This window comes from Sphingomonas sp. HF-S4, assembly GCF_032911445.1.
GTDB classification, from domain to species: domain Bacteria; phylum Pseudomonadota; class Alphaproteobacteria; order Sphingomonadales; family Sphingomonadaceae; genus Sphingomonas; species Sphingomonas agrestis.
Window position 1 is genome coordinate 1721184 of sequence record NZ_JAWJEJ010000001.1, and the last position, 17920, is coordinate 1739103.

The 17920-nt window shown below is 63.0% G+C and carries 9 protein-coding genes; 4 read left to right on the forward strand and 5 right to left on the reverse strand.

Annotated elements, in window-relative coordinates:
- Positions 1 to 516 precede the first annotated feature (516 nt).
- Positions 517 to 6636, reverse strand: a complete 6120-nt coding sequence (locus RZN05_RS07540) for a DUF3320 domain-containing protein (protein WP_317225998.1) — start codon at positions 6634 to 6636, stop codon at positions 517 to 519.
- Positions 6637 to 7713: 1077 nt separating this feature from the next.
- On the opposite strand from RZN05_RS07540, the gene RZN05_RS07545 reads away from it, so the two are divergent.
- Both RZN05_RS07545 and RZN05_RS07550 read left to right on the forward strand, forming a co-directional pair.
- Entirely contained in the window at positions 7714 to 8295 is a 582-nt protein-coding gene (locus RZN05_RS07545) for a helix-turn-helix transcriptional regulator (RefSeq protein ID WP_317225999.1), read from the forward strand.
- A 119-nt stretch (positions 8296 to 8414) separates the two neighbouring features.
- Entirely contained in the window at positions 8415 to 9473 is a 1059-nt protein-coding gene (locus RZN05_RS07550) for a serine hydrolase domain-containing protein (protein WP_317226000.1), read from the forward strand.
- Positions 9474 to 9547: 74 nt separating this feature from the next.
- Here the strand turns inward: RZN05_RS07550 and RZN05_RS07555 are convergent, their stop codons facing one another.
- The 3 genes from RZN05_RS07555 to RZN05_RS07565 form a co-directional block, all read right to left on the reverse strand.
- Complete coding sequence (locus RZN05_RS07555) at positions 9548 to 10702, reverse strand: GGDEF domain-containing protein (protein WP_317226001.1); 1155 nt, start codon at positions 10700 to 10702, stop codon at positions 9548 to 9550.
- Between the two features lie 145 nt (positions 10703 to 10847).
- Complete coding sequence (locus RZN05_RS07560) at positions 10848 to 12611, reverse strand: putative bifunctional diguanylate cyclase/phosphodiesterase (RefSeq protein ID WP_317226002.1); 1764 nt, start codon at positions 12609 to 12611, stop codon at positions 10848 to 10850.
- Positions 12612 to 13011: 400 nt separating this feature from the next.
- Positions 13012 to 13668 carry a response regulator transcription factor gene (locus RZN05_RS07565; protein WP_317226003.1) on the reverse strand — a complete coding sequence of 219 codons (657 nt, stop codon included), beginning with the start codon at positions 13666 to 13668 and terminating at the stop codon, positions 13012 to 13014.
- 241 nt (positions 13669 to 13909) lie between these two features.
- On the opposite strand from RZN05_RS07565, the gene RZN05_RS07570 reads away from it, so the two are divergent.
- Both RZN05_RS07570 and RZN05_RS07575 read left to right on the forward strand, forming a co-directional pair.
- A complete protein-coding gene (locus RZN05_RS07570; RefSeq protein ID WP_317226004.1) occupies positions 13910 to 15427 on the forward strand; it encodes a two-component system sensor histidine kinase NtrB in 1518 nt (505 codons plus the stop codon).
- Between the two features lie 73 nt (positions 15428 to 15500).
- Positions 15501 to 16124, forward strand: a complete 624-nt coding sequence (locus tag RZN05_RS07575) for a response regulator transcription factor (RefSeq protein ID WP_317226005.1) — start codon at positions 15501 to 15503, stop codon at positions 16122 to 16124.
- A gap of 114 nt (positions 16125 to 16238) precedes the next feature.
- Here the strand turns inward: RZN05_RS07575 and RZN05_RS07580 are convergent, their stop codons facing one another.
- Positions 16239 to 17738 (reverse strand): globin-coupled sensor protein, encoded by a 1500-nt coding sequence (locus RZN05_RS07580; RefSeq protein ID WP_317226006.1) that lies wholly within the window; start codon positions 17736 to 17738, stop codon positions 16239 to 16241.
- Positions 17739 to 17920 lie beyond the last annotated feature (182 nt).

Consider the following 17920-nt stretch of genomic DNA (forward strand, 5'->3'; position numbering starts at 1 on the left):
GCCGGCACGGGCGAGCCGGGCAAATTCTAGCAGCCCGACCAGCGAAAGTTGCTGGTGGGCTACGCGCAATAGCGCGCAAGAAAGCAGCTCCGTTCTCTCACTGACGTAAGGGGGATGTCCGCTGTCGTCCTTGTTTGGTCGGAATCTGCCAGTCCGCAGCTGGCCCAATAGCCGCCTTCCCCCTCTCCTTTCACGGCTGAAACACGGGTTCGATTCCCGTGGGGGTCACCAATGATTTCAATGGGTTAGCTATCTCAGTAACCCGCGTGTCAAATATTCATCAAATATCTTTCTGCGGATGCGCGCGGCCTCGCGCGGACAAAATTGGCATTTCGCGAAGCATTGCCCTGCCTCCCTGGGGAGGCGATTCGAAGGCGCTAGGCCATGGCCGGAATTGGGCCGTCAGCGGACTGGCAGCTTCCAAACTCAAACAGCGCTAAAGCCGACAGCCAATAGGCGGTCGACTGAAACCGCGCGGTCGCCGTGTTCGCGCGGACCAGTTTCGCAACGAAAATTTCAAGCAGTCCGAAAATGGTCGCGGATATAGCCTGTCGCCTCGCTGAGCTTCAGTTCCTGGGTGGAGTTTCCCGATCGAACATAAAAGCGCTCGGCCACGCTACCAGAACGGTCTGCCACGTTGATGAACACCGGTTGCGCCGACGCGTCCATGTCAACGCGACATAGGGCCATCCCGTCGACTTCAGGAAAGGTGATCCTGATTTTCGAGGCCCGGCAGGCCTGTCCGAAATGCTTGGCGAAGAGGTTTGTGAGGTGGAGCTCGAACTTGTCACGATTTCCGCCGAGGCATGAGAAGTCGCGCTCGAGGCCCTTCGCCTCGCCTTCGTCCGAGACGCCAATCAGAAGCGTGCCGCCCACCCGGTTGGCGAAGCCGGCGAGCGTTTTCAGCACGATGTCCTCGAGCTTCCTATTCTCACCCCCCAGCCGAACATCCCAGCGGATCGTCTCCTTGAACTCGAGTCGTTCGTGTTCTCCTTCGGAGATCAGCACCTGGATCGGCGATGCGGAGCGCGGCGGTTCTGCGACCGGGGCCGACGCTCCTAGGACAAGCCGGTCGTCGCGTCGTGCCAGCCAGTCCTTAGCAATCGCCTTCGTCCAAGCGTCGGCAACGACCTTGCGCAGTTGCGCGCTGGTCGACTTGAAGCCGAGCGTGCGGCAGACGACGGTGCTGACCTCCTCCTCGGTCGCTCCGAAATTCGCGCGAACGACGTCCATCACGGCGGCTTCGATCTCGGCCGGCGGCAACATGTCCGGTTTGCGCAGCGTCGCCGACCGGACGGCACCGCGATCCCGGACCTTCAGCTTGCTGCCCGGAATCGAGAGGAAGTCGCCGTCCTCCGACAATCGACCGACCTTAACCGAGATCTCGACCGCCCGTTCGATCGCCTCCTGGATGCGACCGCCCGCCCTCTTCAGGCCCCAAGCTTCCCGGATCCTGTTCACGATCTCGTCGATGTGGATCGGGCCTTCGACGGCCACGACTTCTTCGGCCAGCGAGGACAGGATGCCGCGCGGCGTGCTGTGGAGTTCGGTGGTCACGTGGGCGGGTATCGTAAGCGCCGCCTCCTGATAGATGGAGACCTCCGGCTGATCGTCGTTGGCGACCAGGCCGATCTCCGTGAGCCCCTCGCGCTCTACCGATACGATCTCGATCGGGACCGCACGGGTCGAGCGCCATCCTTCGGCCTGAGCGTCGTATTCCGCCTTAGCGCTTTCGATCCGCGCGATGACGAGGTCCAACTGCTCGTTCGGCCGCTGAAACCAGTCCGTGCTCCAGATTCGATGGATGTTCCAGCCGTGGCTCTCCAGCACCGACTGCCTGAGCCGATCGCGGTCGCGGGCGGACCGTGCTCCGTGGTAGGAGGCGCCGTCGCATTCGATGCCGAGCAGATATCGGCCCGGCCGTTCCGTGTCCGCCACGGCCAGGTCTATGAAGAAGCCTGCCAGTCCGACCTGCCGGCTCACCTGATAGCCACGAGCCTGGAGCGCCTTGGCGACCTGTTCCTCGAACACGCTGTCGTGATCCCGGCCGGTGCTCTCCGCCATCGTCATCTGCCCAGTGCGCGCGAAGTGCATGAAGAGCCTGAAGGCGAACACCCCCTTGCGGGTCTGCGCGAAGTCGGGCTCGATATCCTCGTCCGTCATCGAAGAGAAGACCTCGCAGCGCTGCTTCGCGCGGCTGATGAGCACGTTGAGGCGACGCTCGCCCCCCTCGGTCCCGAGCGGTCCGAAGCGCATGGGCACGCGGCCGCCGGGAACCGTCGGTCCATAGCCCACCGAGATGAAGATCACGTCGCGCTCGTCGCCCTGCACGTTTTCGAGGTTCTTGACGAAGAACGGTTCGGAAGGGTGCGACTGGAAGAAGTTTTCGACCTCCGGCGGCAGGGACCGGCGCAGCACTTCGAGCTGGTCGAGGACCGCACGGCGCTGGGACGTCGAGAAGGTTGCGACGCCGAGCGAGAGGTTCGGGTGCTCGCGCGCATGCGCGACGATCGCCTGCGCCACCATCTTGGCCTCGACCGCGTTGGTCCGCGTGCCGCCGGCGTCCCAAATACCCTGCGGAATCTGGTGAAAGCGCAGACCCATGCCGGCCTCCGCCGTGTAGGGGCTCGGCACGATGAACAACTTGTTCTCGTAGAATTGGCGATTGCTGACGGCAATCAGGGACTGGTGCTTGCTGCGGTAGTGCCAGCGCAGCATTCGCGTCGGCAAGCCGCGAGCGGTGAACAGGCCGAGCACACTCTCGATATCGGCGACCCTGCTGCCGGCATCGTCGTCCTCGTCGTTCGCCGCGCCGGTCATCTTCGAGAAGAAGGCCGTGGGCGGCAGCTGCTTGGGGTCGCCCACCACAACGACCTGCTTGGCCCGCGCCACTGCGCCCAGTGCGTCGACCGGCTGGATTTGGCTCGCCTCGTCCATGACGAGAAGGTCGAAGTCGAAGATTCCGGGCGCAAGGAACTGGGCGACCGAGAGCGGGCTCATCATGAAGACAGGCTTCAGTGCCTGCACCGCAGGAGCGGCCCGTTCCATGAGCTTGCGGATCGGCATGTGTCCGCGCCTGCGCGCGATCTCGGCGCGCAGAACGCCGAGCGGCCCGACCGAGCCGCCGTCGCGCGGCGGCACTGCCTGATGGTGCGCCTTCACGACCTCGTAGCTCGCCGCGGCGATGCGCTGGCGGTCCATGTCGGCGAACTCGCGCGCGAGACGACCATGCAGCGTTCCGTCGAACGTGCCGAGCTCGGGATCGGACTGCACTTGATCGGCATAGACCGCCTCGTAATAGGCCATCTCGTAAGCGCCGATCACAGCATCCGGCGCCAAGCGCCCGTCGGCGAGCCGCCGCACCACCTCACCGCACCCTAGCGCAGCGGCTCGTCCGGTTCGGTCGCGATAGGCGACCCACTGGAACAGCTTCTCGTTGGACGCCGCCCATAGGGTGAGCTTGGCCTGCAGAGCCGAGATTTCGGTCGCCTCGGGATCGGCCGAACCGAGCGCCAGCTGGCGATCAAGCTGCAGCAGATCGAAGAGGGCGGACAGGTTAGAGGATAGCGTCGCGCGCTCCTCATCGAGTTGACGTGCCCTACGCAACGGCTCGCCCCGATCTTCGATCCGGCCGACGAGCAGACGGATGTCGCCGTTCCGCCGGATCCAGTCGGCGACCTCGCGCAGAAACGTCCAGTCCGACGCCTGCCCGCTCCAGCGCTCGCCGAAAGCAGAGCGGCCGGCCGTCTCGCCTTCCTCGATCGAGGCGGCAGCCCGCTGCCCAGCGACGACCGTCTGCAGCACACGGATGCGCGCCTCGATCTCGCCCGGCTCAGCCTTCAGTAGGCTCGCAGACACCCGCCGGGCTGTTGCGATCCGGTCGGCGAACGCGAGAACTGCGGCGAGGTTTGCCCGTCTGGCGTCGTCGGCATCGCCAAAGGCAAGCCCGCGGATATCTGCCAGATCGTCCCACAGCCGCGATACGATAGCGGAAAGGCCCGCCTCGAATTCGGCGACGCGGGCGGCGCGGTTCGCTACTTCCGGCTTCTCCGGGCGCTTCGCCGCGATCAGCCGTGGTTCGGCGCCGAGTCCCCGCAGCGAGCGCATCCACTCGACCAGCGCCAGCAGCGGAGCCGAGGCGGAGCGCTCGCCGCGCCAATCAACGCCGAACGCGCTCCGGCCGAATTCCTCGTCGGTCTCGATTGCTCGCATCGCCTTCCGCCCCGCTGCGAGCGAATCCAGAAGTGACAGGACATCGCCCAGCGGAATGTCGGACCGCGTCAGGACGGACCTCACCAAGCGGTTACAGCGCCGCCACTCGCCGCTGAGAAATCTGAAGAGGCCGCTCCCATGCGAGGCCAGGACGGCACGCGCTTCACCGAGGTCGAGGGACCACGCGGCATCGGATAGCCGCCCGTCGATCTCCACCCGCGAACGTTCGAGGAGGGCGACCGCCTGGGCGAGATCTGCAGCGCGTTCGACGCCATTGTCCCACAGATCCGCGGCGAAGGCTTCGGGGCTGGCGTCGGGGGCCGCCGCGACCCGCTCGCCCACGCGCGCCAGCCTCCCGGCGTCGGCGAGTGTGATGGGCGCATCGCGGCCGAGCGCGCGGGCGAGTGCCGCGCTGTCCGCGATCAGACGAGGCAGGTCGGCGGCGGATGCTGCCATCCGGTCGAACGCCTCTAGCGACCAGGAACCTGGGAGCAGCGACAGCGCGTTGATGGTCTCGTCGAGGTCGGCGGCCCATGCCGCATCGTAAACCGCCGACTCTAGCTCGAGCTTCAGGCCGGCATGCCGGGCACCGACCGTGAGCAGGTCATCGATGCGGGCCGCATCCGCCTCCCAGACGGCCGCGGACAGGGCCTCGGCCGCTATCGCCGGAGCCGCGACAATTCGCGCTCCTAGGTTGGTGAGCGACGACAGGCCGGCGAGCGTTCTGGGCTTATCGGTCTCAACCTTGGCGGCAAGATCCCCCTGCGCGGCATCGTATACGCCGATCCTCGCTACCAGGTCCGACAGCCGCACCATGAGTCGCTCAACGTCGGTCGGCAGGATGGATGAAAGGCCGACGCCCAGCCAAGGGTGTTCGTCCGGTCGTCCCAGCGTGACAACCCTCTCGGCAAGATCCGCAAGCAGGGAATGGCGCTCTGCGAAATCGTCGGCAGTCCAATCTGCGGCGCCTTCAAGCTCCAAGTCGGAAGGCTTCTCGCCGTCGAGCCGCAGACGGCTCAGCTGACCGACGACTTGGAACGGCGTCAAACCGGAGGTGCCGTGGGCAGCGTGCATTCGCTGGACATGTGCGTTGAGACGATCGCGCGCCTCGGTGAGCCTCGCGTTCAGCGTCCCCGGAGCCTGGCCGCGCGGAGCGCCCAGTTCCCACGTCCGGCGCAGCTCCTCCAGAAGGGCGCGCTTGTTCGCCTTGTTGCTGTGGAGCTCGAGACAGGCGTCGCCGACGCCGGTCGCGTCGAGGCGCCGCTTGACCACCTCCAGCGCCGCCATCTTCTCGGCGACGAACAAGACCGTCTTGCCGTCCGCCACGGCCGAGGCGATCACATTGGCGATGGTCTGGCTCTTGCCGGTTCCGGGCGGACCCTGAATGACGAGGTTCCTGCCCCGCCGGACCTCGTGCACCGCCAGCGCCTGCGAGCTGTCGCTATCCACGATATGGAGCATTTCGCTGGGCGGGATGAACGGGTCGATGTTCGAATCTTCGGGAATCATCGCGTCGGATCCCTCGAACCCATCCGAGATGAGGCCCCTGATCAGATCGCGGTCTACAATCCTGCGACCCTCCGGCCAGACATCCGGGTCGAGGTCGCGATACATGAGAAACTTGGCGAAGGAGAAGAAACCGAGGACAATGTTGTCGCTGATCACCTCCCAACCCGGCTTCGCGGAGATCGCTTCCGCGACCTCGTCGAAGTAAGATGTGATATCGAAGGCGTCGCTCGCTTCGAACCCCGGCAGCCGGATGCCGTGCACCTTCTCAAGGAAGGCTTCGAGAGACAGATTGGAGGCGTAGTCCTCCTGACGCGCGCGCAGCTTGAACTTCTCGCCGGCGTTTCCGCGTTCCAGCGACACAGGGACAAGTACGAGGGGAGCGTAGCGGATGTTGGCCGCGTTCTGAGGATCGATCCACTTGAGCGCGCCAAGCGTCAGATAGAGGATGTTGACGCCCTGCTCCTCTTCCAGAGTGCGTGCGTCGAAGAAAAGGTCGAGCAGGCGCTTCTGAAGTCCCTTCGGCGTCAGCCGGGTCTGCAGTCTAGTGTCGGAGTGGCGGGCAAGAACGCCGCGCTCGTCGACCTCATCATCCTCGGGCTGCGCAAGGTCGACGATCTCGTCGACTTCCTCCTGTTCCCCGTCTGCTGCCTGTTCGTCACCCGCTGACTTGCCCGCAACGAAGGTGAAGGGACGGTTTTCCCGCACCAGCAGCCGGAACACCTCAGCGCTGACCTCATCGATAACTTCGAGGGCGCGGACGCTCTTTGATGAGCGCGGCATGTTGAGAAGCCGATTCCTGGCGGACAGATCCAGTAGTTCGGTGCGCGCCCTATCGAGCTTCTCTCGCAGCGGCAGGTTGCTCTGGAACACGGACGGGATTTCGCCCGTCTGTTCGTCATTCAGATTCGTCGCCACCCCAACCCCCTGCAAATCGCCCGAAGTCGATGATTCCGCGTCAGAAGTGGTAAGTCGAGTCGAATTCCATCTTTATTGGCAGTGGCGGGTAGCCAAGCGCCCTGCCCCGCGTCAGCGCGTGCCAGTAGGGAGCGTTCCGCTTCGCAAGCGGCGCTCGCGCGGTTCTGCTGTCGAGCCGTTGATTGCGGATAATTCGCGCCATCGGGAACCTCGCGATCTCACTGCAAATTCACTGCAAAACCGTAGCAGAAATGGTGTGGACGTGGAAGGACCGATTTTGCTAAGTGATTGATGAAACACGAATACATACACGTCCATATGGACCAGAAACCCCCTCTGAGCGGCGCTCTCACGGCGAAAACACGAGTTCGATTCTCGTAGGGGTCACCAGCGTTTGAGCGGCTTAGCCGGCGGTTAGCTACAAAATCGTGCAACTTTAGTGCAGATTTACTGGAAAACCGTAGCTGGAAAAGAGCCGTTTCGGTCCGCCGACAGGATTTGCTTCTGATCCATGCCTCTACGCTTTCGGACCGAGGGATACGGCCTTGGTCGGTGGCTCAAGCCGCTGGCGGGAACGCAGCAAGCCATCAGTGTTGGCCGTAGGGCTTTAACCGGTGCACCGGCCAAACTTCGAGGTCGCCTCTGCTTGAGATGCTCGCCCGAATCGTTCCGGGCGATGGGCGGATCTCACGCATGGCCATAAGGACACCCGAGCCGGCACGCCGAAGCGCCGGCGGAGGATCGGAGCCAGGGATTGTTTGAAGTGAAACGGCTGCGAGTAGACCGTTTATTCTATTTGATGCCGTCCCTGTAGCTGACGTTGTTCGATTGCCAAGATACTAGTGCCGCTCTTGAAAATCGGTAGGTTGGGATCATGCCATTGGTCCTTTCCCGCTCGTTTCTTGGTGCGGTCGCTCTCGAGCGCGAAAGTCACGGCTTCAAGGCTGCGTTGCGACGCGCGACCGTGCCGCCTGAACAGGTTCCTGAGCACGTGCACGAGACTGCGCATCTAATTCTCGCGGTGGATGCCGAATATGTGAGCGGTGCGGTCGCGCGGATGCGTGGCGATCTCCGGCGATGCTGGTCTATAATCCCCCCAAGACGCAGCATCGGGATCGCTTCGCGACTACTGGGGGGCGATTCCTCTCAATCGACCTCCCTCCGGGGTCCGAGCCAGCGACCATCGCGAACGCGGTGGTTCTAGACCGTGGAGAAGCGAGAAGCGCGGCGATGCGGGTTGCTGCGGTCATGCTGTCTGGGGCCTCGGATCTGGCGCTCCAGGATGCGTTTCTTGGTGTGTCGGCCAGCCTGGAGGGTGCTGGAGACGAAAATCGGACCTTGCCTTCCTGGCTGCGTGTCGCCGTCGAGGCGCTCGCGGATCTCGCGAACGAAGCAGAGCTAAGGGTTCACGATCTTGCCCAACTGACCGGGGTGCACCCTGTCCATCTTGCGCGTGTGTTCCGTCGGCATTTGGGCTGCTCACCAGGTGAGGTGATCCGGCGCACGCGTGTGGAGCGAGCCGCCGCGGCGCTTTCCACGGGCCACTCGCTGGCCGGGCTTGCCGCCGAGCATGGCTTCAGCGACCACGCGCACCTCACACGATGCTTCCGCGCTGCATATGGCGTGCCGCCCGCCGCATTTCGCGCAGCCTTCGATTAGTTCGCGGCGATGTTGCATCCGTTCAAGACAGAAGGCGCAAGGACGGTTTAGCGTGTGGTTCTCGATCGGCTGAGGAGCACGCGGCGATGCGATGGCGGACTGGCTTGCGGGCGGCGGCGGTGGCCGCATTCTGGGCCACGGCGCCCGCGGGAGCACAGGAAGCACTATCACAAAAAGCCCAAACCCTGTCCTTTGCCGCGATGGACGCGGCCGTTCGGGAAGGCGCGTTCAAGCGGGTCACCAGCATATTGGTCGCGCGGCGCGGCCAGCTTCTCCATGAACGTTATTTTGACGAAGGGGGCGCCGAAGCGCGGCGTAACACGCGTTCGGTGACGAAGACGGTCACGGCGATGCTCGTCGGTGCGGCGATCGAGCGCGGCAGGCTGAAGGGCGTCGATGCGCGCGTGATGCCGTTCTTCGCGGACATGGCACCGTTCGCGGCCGCGGATCCGCGCAAGGCGGCGATCACGATCGAAGACTTCCTGACCATGAGCTCGCTGCTGGAATGCGATGATGACAATTCCTTCTCCCGCGGCAACGAGGAGCGGATGTACCTCGTCGAGGACTGGGTGCGGTTCACCCTGGACTTGCCGATTAAAGGCTTTCCAGGCTGGGCCACCAAGCCTGCTGACGCGCCGTTCGGTCGCGCCTGGAGCTACTGCACCGCGGGCGTGACGACGCTCGGTGCCCTATTGGAGCGCGCCACCGGTAAACCTCTGGATGCGTTCGCCCGCGAGACGTTGTTCGGCCCGCTGGGCGTGACCGGCGAGAGGTGGCAGCACGCGCCGACGGGCTTCCTTCAGGGAGGCGGCGGATTGGAGCTTCGTAGCCGCGACCTGCTGTCGCTTGGCCAGCTTCTGCTCGACCGGGGCCGCCATGGACACGCGCAGCTTCTGCCGCAGGCTTGGGTCGCCGCCATGATCAGCCCGCATGCACAGGTCGATGACCAACGCGGCAATTATGGCTACCTCACCTGGCTGCCGACCTTCACGATCAGAGGGCAGAAGATCGACGCGGCCGCGATGTACGGCAATGGCGGCAACAAAGTTGTCATCGCGCCCGCGCTGGACCTGGTCGTGGTGATCACCACGACCAATTACGGCGTACCGAATTCGCACGCGCTGTCGGAGCGACTGCTTACCGAATATATCCTGCCGCTCGCGCTCGACGCAAAGTAAGAGATGGTTCAGCGTGCGACGCGCGCAGGCATACTCACGGGCCATTGGCTCTCGCGCGCTATTGGAGCGCCAGCCTAAGCGGCGAGATTAAACCCAGAAGCGGCATTGGTAACCCAATCGGGCTTGTGCTCCAGCGCCTCTGGTTGATCGCCGAGCCGAACGCCTCCGCCAGCCGATTTTGCCTGGTACAGGGCGATGTCGGCCTGTTGCATCAACTGCGCGAGCGATTGCTCGCCATAGCGACCGAACGCCACCCCGACACTCCCGGCCAGGTTCACGCTCGCCCCCGCGACCAAGAATGGACGGTGCCTCAGCGCGGAGGCGATGGCGCCCGCAGCGCGGTAGGCCGCCTGGGCATCGTCAGCCGGAACCAGCGCGATGAATTCGTCGCCGCCTATACGCGAAAGCACGGCGTCGCCGTCGGCTGCGGAGCGGAGCCGATCCGCAACCTGCACCAAGAGAAAATCGCCAGCGGCGTGGCCGAGCGTATCGTTGATCGACTTGAAGCCATCAAGATCGAGATAGAGCAAGCCGAGCGAGCCTCCCGTCGCTCGTCGCTGCTCGAACGCCCTTTGCAACCCCATTCGGTTGACGAGCCCGGTCAGCCCGTCATGGCGCGCCCTGCGGTCGTTATCGCGCTCCGCCTGCATGGTGGTGATCAGTATCTGATTCAGGCGGTACGATGCCTTGGTCATCGCGATCAGATAAAAGGGGATCTGCGCCGCAACCACCAACAATATCAGCTGCCCCGACAGCAGGCTCGCAATGGCGCAGGGGCCGAGGCTAAGCGCGATCATTACCGCGACAAGACGGGGCGCTCCGAAGTTCCTGAAGCAGATCCCGCCCACCATCGCGGCGGCAGAGAGGCAAGCGAGCGTGCTCGCCACCCAGTCCGCGCTCGCGATCGTGACGCAGCAACCGTAACCGACGCTAGCAGCCCACAGCACGGCCAGGCACAGATAGAGGTCGGTCGGTGTTTTCCGTCCCGCCTTGGCTGCTTTCAAGCTGAGCACGAGCACGACCAGCCGCACCGCACACAAAGCGAGCTCGAGCCACAACCAAAACTGGAAAAGCGGTCCTGGTTGGCGAAACGAAACAAGCGCCGCGACGGCAACGGTATTGAGGACGCCGCCGGCGAAGATGGGCAGTGTGCCGAACAGCGTGCTCAGCAACGCCATCCGGATATCGTTCGGCACGGCAAGGCCAGGATTGGTGAGCCAGAGAGTCACTCTAGCGCGTGGCGCACTGAACGCCATATCAGTTCTTAACAAAGTGCCCGCTCCCCTCCCGCCTCGGCGCCCCGTCAGCGGAGCAGCTGCGTTACGAAGCAAATCCTTAAGAGAGGGTTGTCAGTGAGCGTACGCGTTCCTTGCGCTAGTCGATTGAATGGCACTCAACCGGTTCGGCTAAGCGCCAATCTACGCTTCGACCGAAGGAAACTGCCTCGTCCGCCTCAAGCGCTGGGGCAATCAGGAAACCTTGAATGCGGTCGCATCCAAAATCCCGTAGCGCCTCGAGCTGCTCCTTGGTTTCGACGCCTTCGGCGACCACCCCCAGGCCGAGCCGATGCGCCAGGCGGATTACGCTCTCGACGATCACCCGATCCTTGCTGTCGCGGCAAACTGCATCGATGAAGCTGCGATCGATTTTCACATGGTCGATCGGAAGCGACCGCAGATGGGTAAGCGATGCGAAACCGGTGCCGAAATCGTCGAAGGCAATGCGAATTCCGGCATCGTGGAGACGATCGACCGCGCGCTTGACGATGCCGCCATTGCGATCGAGGAGCATTCCTTCGGTGATCTCGACGCAAAGGCGTTCTGGCGCGATCCTGCGGCTATTCACGGCCGCAAGGATGGATTCGATAAATCCGGTTGCACGAAAGTCGGCCAGCGTCGCATTGATCGCGATCGAGCCGAAGTCGATGCCGGCGGCTGTCCAACTTTCAATCTGGCCCAAAGCGCGATTGACGACAAAGCGCCCGATCTCAGACGCAGTATGCTCGTCTTCGAGCGCCTCTAGAAACGCAGCCGGCGATGCGCGCCCGCTTTTCGGGTCGTCCCAGCGCAGCAGTGCCTCGAAGTTCATCTCGCCCGGCGCCTCGGTGCTGATGATCGGTTGGTAAAGCAAGGTCATTTCACCCGCGGCAAGAGCGTGCCGGACCCTGCTTCGCAGCCCGGCGATCCGGTCCGCCTCGGTTCTATAGGCGAGCTCGAAGCGCTGCGTGCGATTCCTTCCTTTTCGCTTCGCAGCGTACAGCGCCATATCCGCGCATTTCAGCAACTCCGCCGCGCTAGATCCGTCTTCCGGGAAGCAGGCGAACCCCATGCTGGCGCTCGCCGCGAAACCCGGCACGATCTCCCGGGAGGGATCGAGTGTCTCGAGAATTTCCGCCATGCGGGAGCCGACGGAAATGCCGCTGGTTTGGACGATCAGGGCGAACTCGTCCCCGCCGAGGCGCCCGATCGCATCCCCTTCCGCCAGGGCATCGCCGAGTTGGGTCGCAACATGGACCAGCAGTGCGTCGCCTGCATCATGCCCTGCGGTGTCGTTCACCTCCTTGAAATGGTCCAGATCAAGTATCGCGATGGCGAGCGGCTCCCCCGCTTCGATGGCATGACTCATCAGCTCGAGAACCCGCCGGCGGTTGGGCAGACCCGTCAGCGGATCGACGTTCGCGAGGTTCCATAGCCTCTGCTCGGCTTCCTTCAGCGGAGTCACATCGAACCGGATGGCCGTATAACTCGCGATGCGACCCTGCGTGTCGCGATGCGGTACGATTGTAGTGTCGACCCAATACAGCGCGCCGTTTTTGGACCGATTGCACAAGGTTCCATGCCAGACCCTGCCGCGCGAGATCGTCCGGTACAGATCGACAAAGAAGCTGCGATCATGAAAGCCGGACCGTACGATGCGGTGATTGGCACCGATGAGCTCGGCTTCGCTGAACCCGCTCAGGTCGCAAAACTTCTGGTTGACCGAAGTGATCGTCCCGTGTGCGTCGGTCACCGCGACGATGGCGGCATGGTCCAGCGCCTCGCGGTGGAACGCCGCCAGGTTTTCGAGCTCGCTCTCGCGTGTATCGCGCCGCCGGCGCCGCGCCGCAGGGGATCCCCCAAAGTCTAGGTCGATCTTCATGGCATCGCTCAAACAAAGGATGTGATGCCCTATCGTCCCTCCAACGGGTAAACGCCGGGCAAAGCGCCGCTCCAGCATTTGTGCCGAAGTACTAATACCGTGCTGCCCCCTAGGCCCGCGCCGGAGATATGCACCGCACGGGATGCCGAGATGCACCATGCAAAAAATGAGAACACCGCCACACCGTCACGCTTGCCGCTCGTTTTTCCGATGGCGACGCTTCGAACGATGTCGTTATACGTAACATCGCATCACGGCCTGATGCTTGAAACGCGCCAGCCGCTTCGTCGGGGAGCCTATGTCGAGGTACGCCGCGGAACCGCACGCGTGGTCGCTCGCGTCATCTGTCGGCAAGCGGTCGATGCGGGCCACGCAGCCAAGACCCGCTTGATGCGCAGCCCTAGCCGTTAGCGGCGCCCCGGCAGACTCGCCCGTCGGGACCGTAAGCCGCAAAGACAAGGTGGAAGGCTTGCGCCAGGGTCTTGGCAAGGAGTTTTCGCAGGATATTGGCCCGATAGACTTCGATCGTCCGAGCGCTGATGCCCAGCCGATGGGCGATTTGCTTGTTGATCAGCCCATCGAGCAGGGCGTCCAGAACTTGCGCTTCGCGCGGGGACAGGACCGCGAGCCGCAGTTGCGCTTCTTTCCTGCCATTTTCTGCCTGACACATCAGGGCGCGCGCCTCGAAACCCCGAGCAAGGCAATCAAGAAGGAGCACGGGGTCGCAAGGCTTTTCGAGAAAGTCAAAGGCACCGGCCTTCATCGCATTGACGCTGTGACCGACTGTGCCGTGACCCGTCAGGATAATGGGCAAATATTTATGCTGGGGCTGCACCTCGCAAAGTACGGCCATGCCGTTGTGCCCGCGCATGTTGAGGTCGAGAAGAAGCACTCCTTCCGCCAGTGCGGGTGACCGCGCAAGAAATTCGGAGCCAGACGCAAAGCACTGCACAAGGCAATCCGAAATACGGCCTAGCAACCGCGCCAGAGAGTGGCGAACCGCATCGTCGTCATCGACAATATATAGGTTCCTTTTCAGCTGTCGCGCGGTGCTCATCGTGCACTCCGATACTGTCCGTCAGCTAGGTTTTGCACTATACCATCAGAGCGTACGATATGGCATTTATACGCTGACCAGCATCGGGACCGGGCGGACTTTGAGCATATCTAGCACTCCGTTCGAGAACGTAGGACTACTGCATTGGCATACCCTCCAATTCGCGTATTTTGACAGCGAGTTTGCAGGAGGGAGTCGGTGACGCGGGTGGGCAACGTGTCTCGCAGGAAGCGACGCGGGCGTGCCTGATTCACCCTGCGATCCTTTTGTAGCGACCTTTGCGCTGGCCGCAGTTGGCATCGCGCATGTCGGCCTCGACGGCAGATGGCTGCGCGTCAATCGCACCTGCTGCGAGATTACCGGCTGTACCGAGGAGGAATTGCTCCAGGGCCGGTTCCAAGAGATTACCCACCCCGATGATCTAGGATCGGATCTGGAGAATATCGAACGCCTGCTCTCAGGGAAGGGCCGGCACTACTCCATGGAGAAGCGCTACGTCCGAAGAGACGGGAGCCTGATATGGGTGAACCTGTCGGTCACCCTCGTCTCGAAGCCCGACGGCGCTCCCGACTTCTTCATTTCGCTGATCACCGACATATCCAGGGCCAAGGCGCTCGAGGCAGACCTGATCGCGAGCGAGGCCCGGTATCGCTCGATTTTTGATGCGGCGGTAGAGGCCATGGCGGTAATCGACCATCAAGGCTCGATCCAGTCGGTCAATCCTGCGGTCGAGCGCATCTTTGGGTACCAACCCGAGGAACTTGTCGGGCGAAACATCAAGGTGCTTCTGCCACGCGCTATCGCGGCGAAGCATGACGGGTATCTCGAGCGATACAGAAGGACAGGCGTGCCAGGAATTATCGGCAAGGGCCGGGACGTCGAGGGCCGGCGCAAGGACGGTACCCTTGTCGCGCTGGACCTGAGCGTCGCCCAATGGACACATGACGACCGTACCTATTTCACCGGCACCATGCGCGACGTATCGAAACGCCGGGCCACCGAGGCAGCACTGCTCCAGAGCCGGGATGATCTGCAATCGCTCCAGACCGAATATGCCCACCTCGCCCGGGTGACCGAGATGGGGGAAATGGCGTCCGCGATCGCTCATGAGATCAATCAACCTCTGACCGCGATCGCAAACAACCTCAACGCGGGGCTCTATGCGATCGAGGCCTGCGACGCCATCGAAGCGTCGGCTGAGGCGCGGATCGTCATGAAGGCGGCGGCCGACCAAGCGATACGAGCGGGACTGATCATTCGCCGCCTGCGGGAATTCGTCGGCAAGACGACTGGCGAGCGACGGCTCGAAGCAATCACGCCCCTGATCGAGGCGGCCCGCGACCTTGCGCTGATCGATGCGCCGGCGCATGGCATCGAGGTGGAGATGGCGGACGACGGGCAGGACCTTCACGCCACTATCGATGCGATTCAGCTTAAGCAGGTGCTGGTCAATCTGCTACGTAATGCAGTCGATGCGCTTCTCACCCTGCCCAAGGGGGCTCAGAGGAAGATTCGCATCGCTACCGGTTTGAGCGACATTGCAGGACAGTTTCACATCACCCTGTCCGATACCGGCCCGGGCATTCCCGACCGGCTGCGACAATCGATCTTCGAACCGTTTTTCACCTCGAAATCGCACGGGATGGGCATGGGACTCTCGGTTTGCCAGCGGCTGGTCGAGGCACATGGCGGAACGATCATGCTCGAGCCGACAAAACTGGGAGCGAGTTTTCGAGTAAGCCTGCCCCTGGACCGATGAACTCCTGCACCCGCAAAGTTCCTGAGTATCTACAATAAGGATAATACCGCAGTTACTGCGCATGTCCTCTAAGATGATCCTGATTGTCGATGACGACGAAGCGGTTCGCGCTGCGACAGAAAGACTGCTGCTGCGTAAGGACCATTGTGTCCGCACTTTCGCAAATGGCGACGCATTGCTCGCGGCCGACGATATGGCGGAGGCCGATTGCATCCTTCTGGACATCCGCATGCCCGGCACGGATGGCCTCGGCGTCCTGAGAGCGCTGCGCAACCGCACTGAGGTCCCGCCGGTCGTCATGATGACCGGTCATGGGGATGTTCCGATTGCCGTCGAGGCTATGCAACTGGGTGCCGCCGACTTCGTCGAGAAGCCTTACACCCCCGAGCGCTTGTTCCACGCCATCGAGGCAGCGCTTCAAATGTCACCGCTGCCACGCACGGCCGCCCCCGATGACGCCGCCGCGGCCGCCCTGCGCAGGCTGCCCTGGCGCCAACAACAGGTCCTCGCCGGGATCGCCCAAGGGCATCCGAACAAGATTATCGCGTTCAAGCTCGGGCTGAGCCCCCGGACCGTAGAGGCCTATCGCGCCAAGCTCCTCACGCGCCTCAACGTGCGCGGCACGGCGGAAGCCGTTCGGTTCGCGCTGGCGGCCGGGCTAGATACCTCGATCTTCGAGCAGGACGCGAACCCCTAGTCGCAGGGTTGCCGCTGGCAGTGGGATGAGCACCCGGGCGTAGGCGCGCGGCAAGGACACCTCAAAGCGATCTGGTGGACAATGCGTCGCCACCACCTTCCGCCCGGGCTGCTTTCAGAAGGTCGCCCATTCCACCGATGCAACTGCCGCGGGCGGCGGGGCAGGCCCGCGCAGAGGTGCAACCGCCCGGTGGGAGCGGGCGGGCTTCTGCGCCGGTGGCGTTTCCCCAATGGCGAATTTCGCGGCTTGGTCCGCGAGGCCGGCAACTTCCGACGAAAGATTGCGGGCGGCGGCGGATGTTTCCTCGACCATCGCGGCATTTTGCTGAGTGGCCTGGTCCATATGCAGCACCGCGGCGCTGATCTCACCTATGGCGGCGGACTGAGCCTGATTGTCCGAGGCCATGTGCGCCAGCAGCCCATGGACTTCCCCGACATCTCCAGAAATGCTTCCCAGCGCCGCATCCACGCGTCCGACCATCTCGACGGCGCCGATGATATCGCGCTGTGTCGCTGTAAGCTGATCGCGCGCGCGCCCGGCCTCTTCCTCGGCGCGCATCGCCAGGGCGGAAACCAAATCGGCGACGACGGCGAAACCGCGACCTGCTTCCCCTGCGCGGCCGGCTTCGACGGCGGCGTTCATCGCGAGAACGCGGGTCTGGAAGGCGATCTTATCGAGACCCTCTATGACGCTGTCGATGCCCTTGGCGCTCTCGGATACCTGGTTCATCGCGGACATCGCGTCCTGCGCGACGTTTCGGCCATCCGCGACGGCTGCCATCGCGCCATTGGCGCGATCCACGGTGCGCGCGGAGCCCTGCGCGGTGCTCTCGACACGATCGCGCATCTGCGCCATCGCGGCGGTGGTTTGCTCGAGGCTCGCCGCATTTGCCTCGGTCCGCTTTGCGAGGTCCTCGGAGGCTTGCGCGATTTCCTGAGCGCCCGTCTTGATCTCTCCGGCGCTATGCAAGACATTGCTGATCAGGTCACGAAGCTGATCCACGGCGGCGTTGAAATTATGGCGTACCGGCTCATATCCTTGCTCGAATTTCTCGGTCATCTGCACCGTTAGATCGCCACTCGCCAGGGTTGCGAGCCCCTGTTCTAGTGTCTCAACCACCAGTTTCTGCGCTGCCTCGGATCTCTCGAAATAGATCGATACCGAGAGTTCCATGTCGATCAGCGCAGCCTTGACCGCGGCGACCACTGCCTCCACCGATTTCTTTGTGCCGGGCCGGAACGCCCCGGACGGCCCCAGCCCCCGGATGAGGTCCTCGATGACGATCATATAGGCCCCGATATACCATCGCGGCTCGAGGCCGATGATCGCATGACGCTCCCCGATTCTCCGTACGCTGGCGTGATAGGTTTCGTCGAAGGTGCCCGCCGACAGATGCTGCCAATGTCGCATCTGCGCCTGCTTGGCGGTCGCCATGTGTGCGGGGTCGCGGAAGAAGCGCGCCGTCTCGGGGGTTCGGCCTGCGATTTCATAGAATCGATCCAGAGCAGGCGACAGAAGTTCGGAGATTCGCGATTGCGACCCGGCGAGGATGCTCCGCTGCTCGGCAGTGAAATATGCAAAATCAAGTCGGCTTTGCAGCTCTGGATTGATCACTGGACGGTCCTTTATGAAGTTGGCTTGAATGCCTCTCCTTTGCTGATTTATGTAGACAGAACGATAGCAGAACGATCGTTCTTATCTGCAAAGTCGTATAACTACTCTATCATGTGCTCAAACGGAGGCGCGTTTCGGAGACTGTCCACCTTGCTACTGCAAGAGTCGAAAGCTGGATCGAA

Bases quoted from the DNA above. Each gene is read 5' to 3' on its own strand.
- RZN05_RS07575 (WP_317226005.1), top strand. From the start codon at position 15,501: ATGATCCTGATTGTCGATGACGACGAAGCGGTTCGCGCTGCGACAGAA.
- RZN05_RS07560 (WP_317226002.1), bottom strand. From the start codon at position 12,611: ATGAAGATCGACCTAGACTTTGGGGGATCCCCTGCGGCGCGGCGCCGG.
- RZN05_RS07545 (WP_317225999.1), top strand. From the start codon at position 7,714: ATGCTGGTCTATAATCCCCCCAAGACGCAGCATCGGGATCGCTTCGCG.
- RZN05_RS07565 (WP_317226003.1), bottom strand. From the start codon at position 13,668: ATGAGCACCGCGCGACAGCTGAAAAGGAACCTATATATTGTCGATGAC.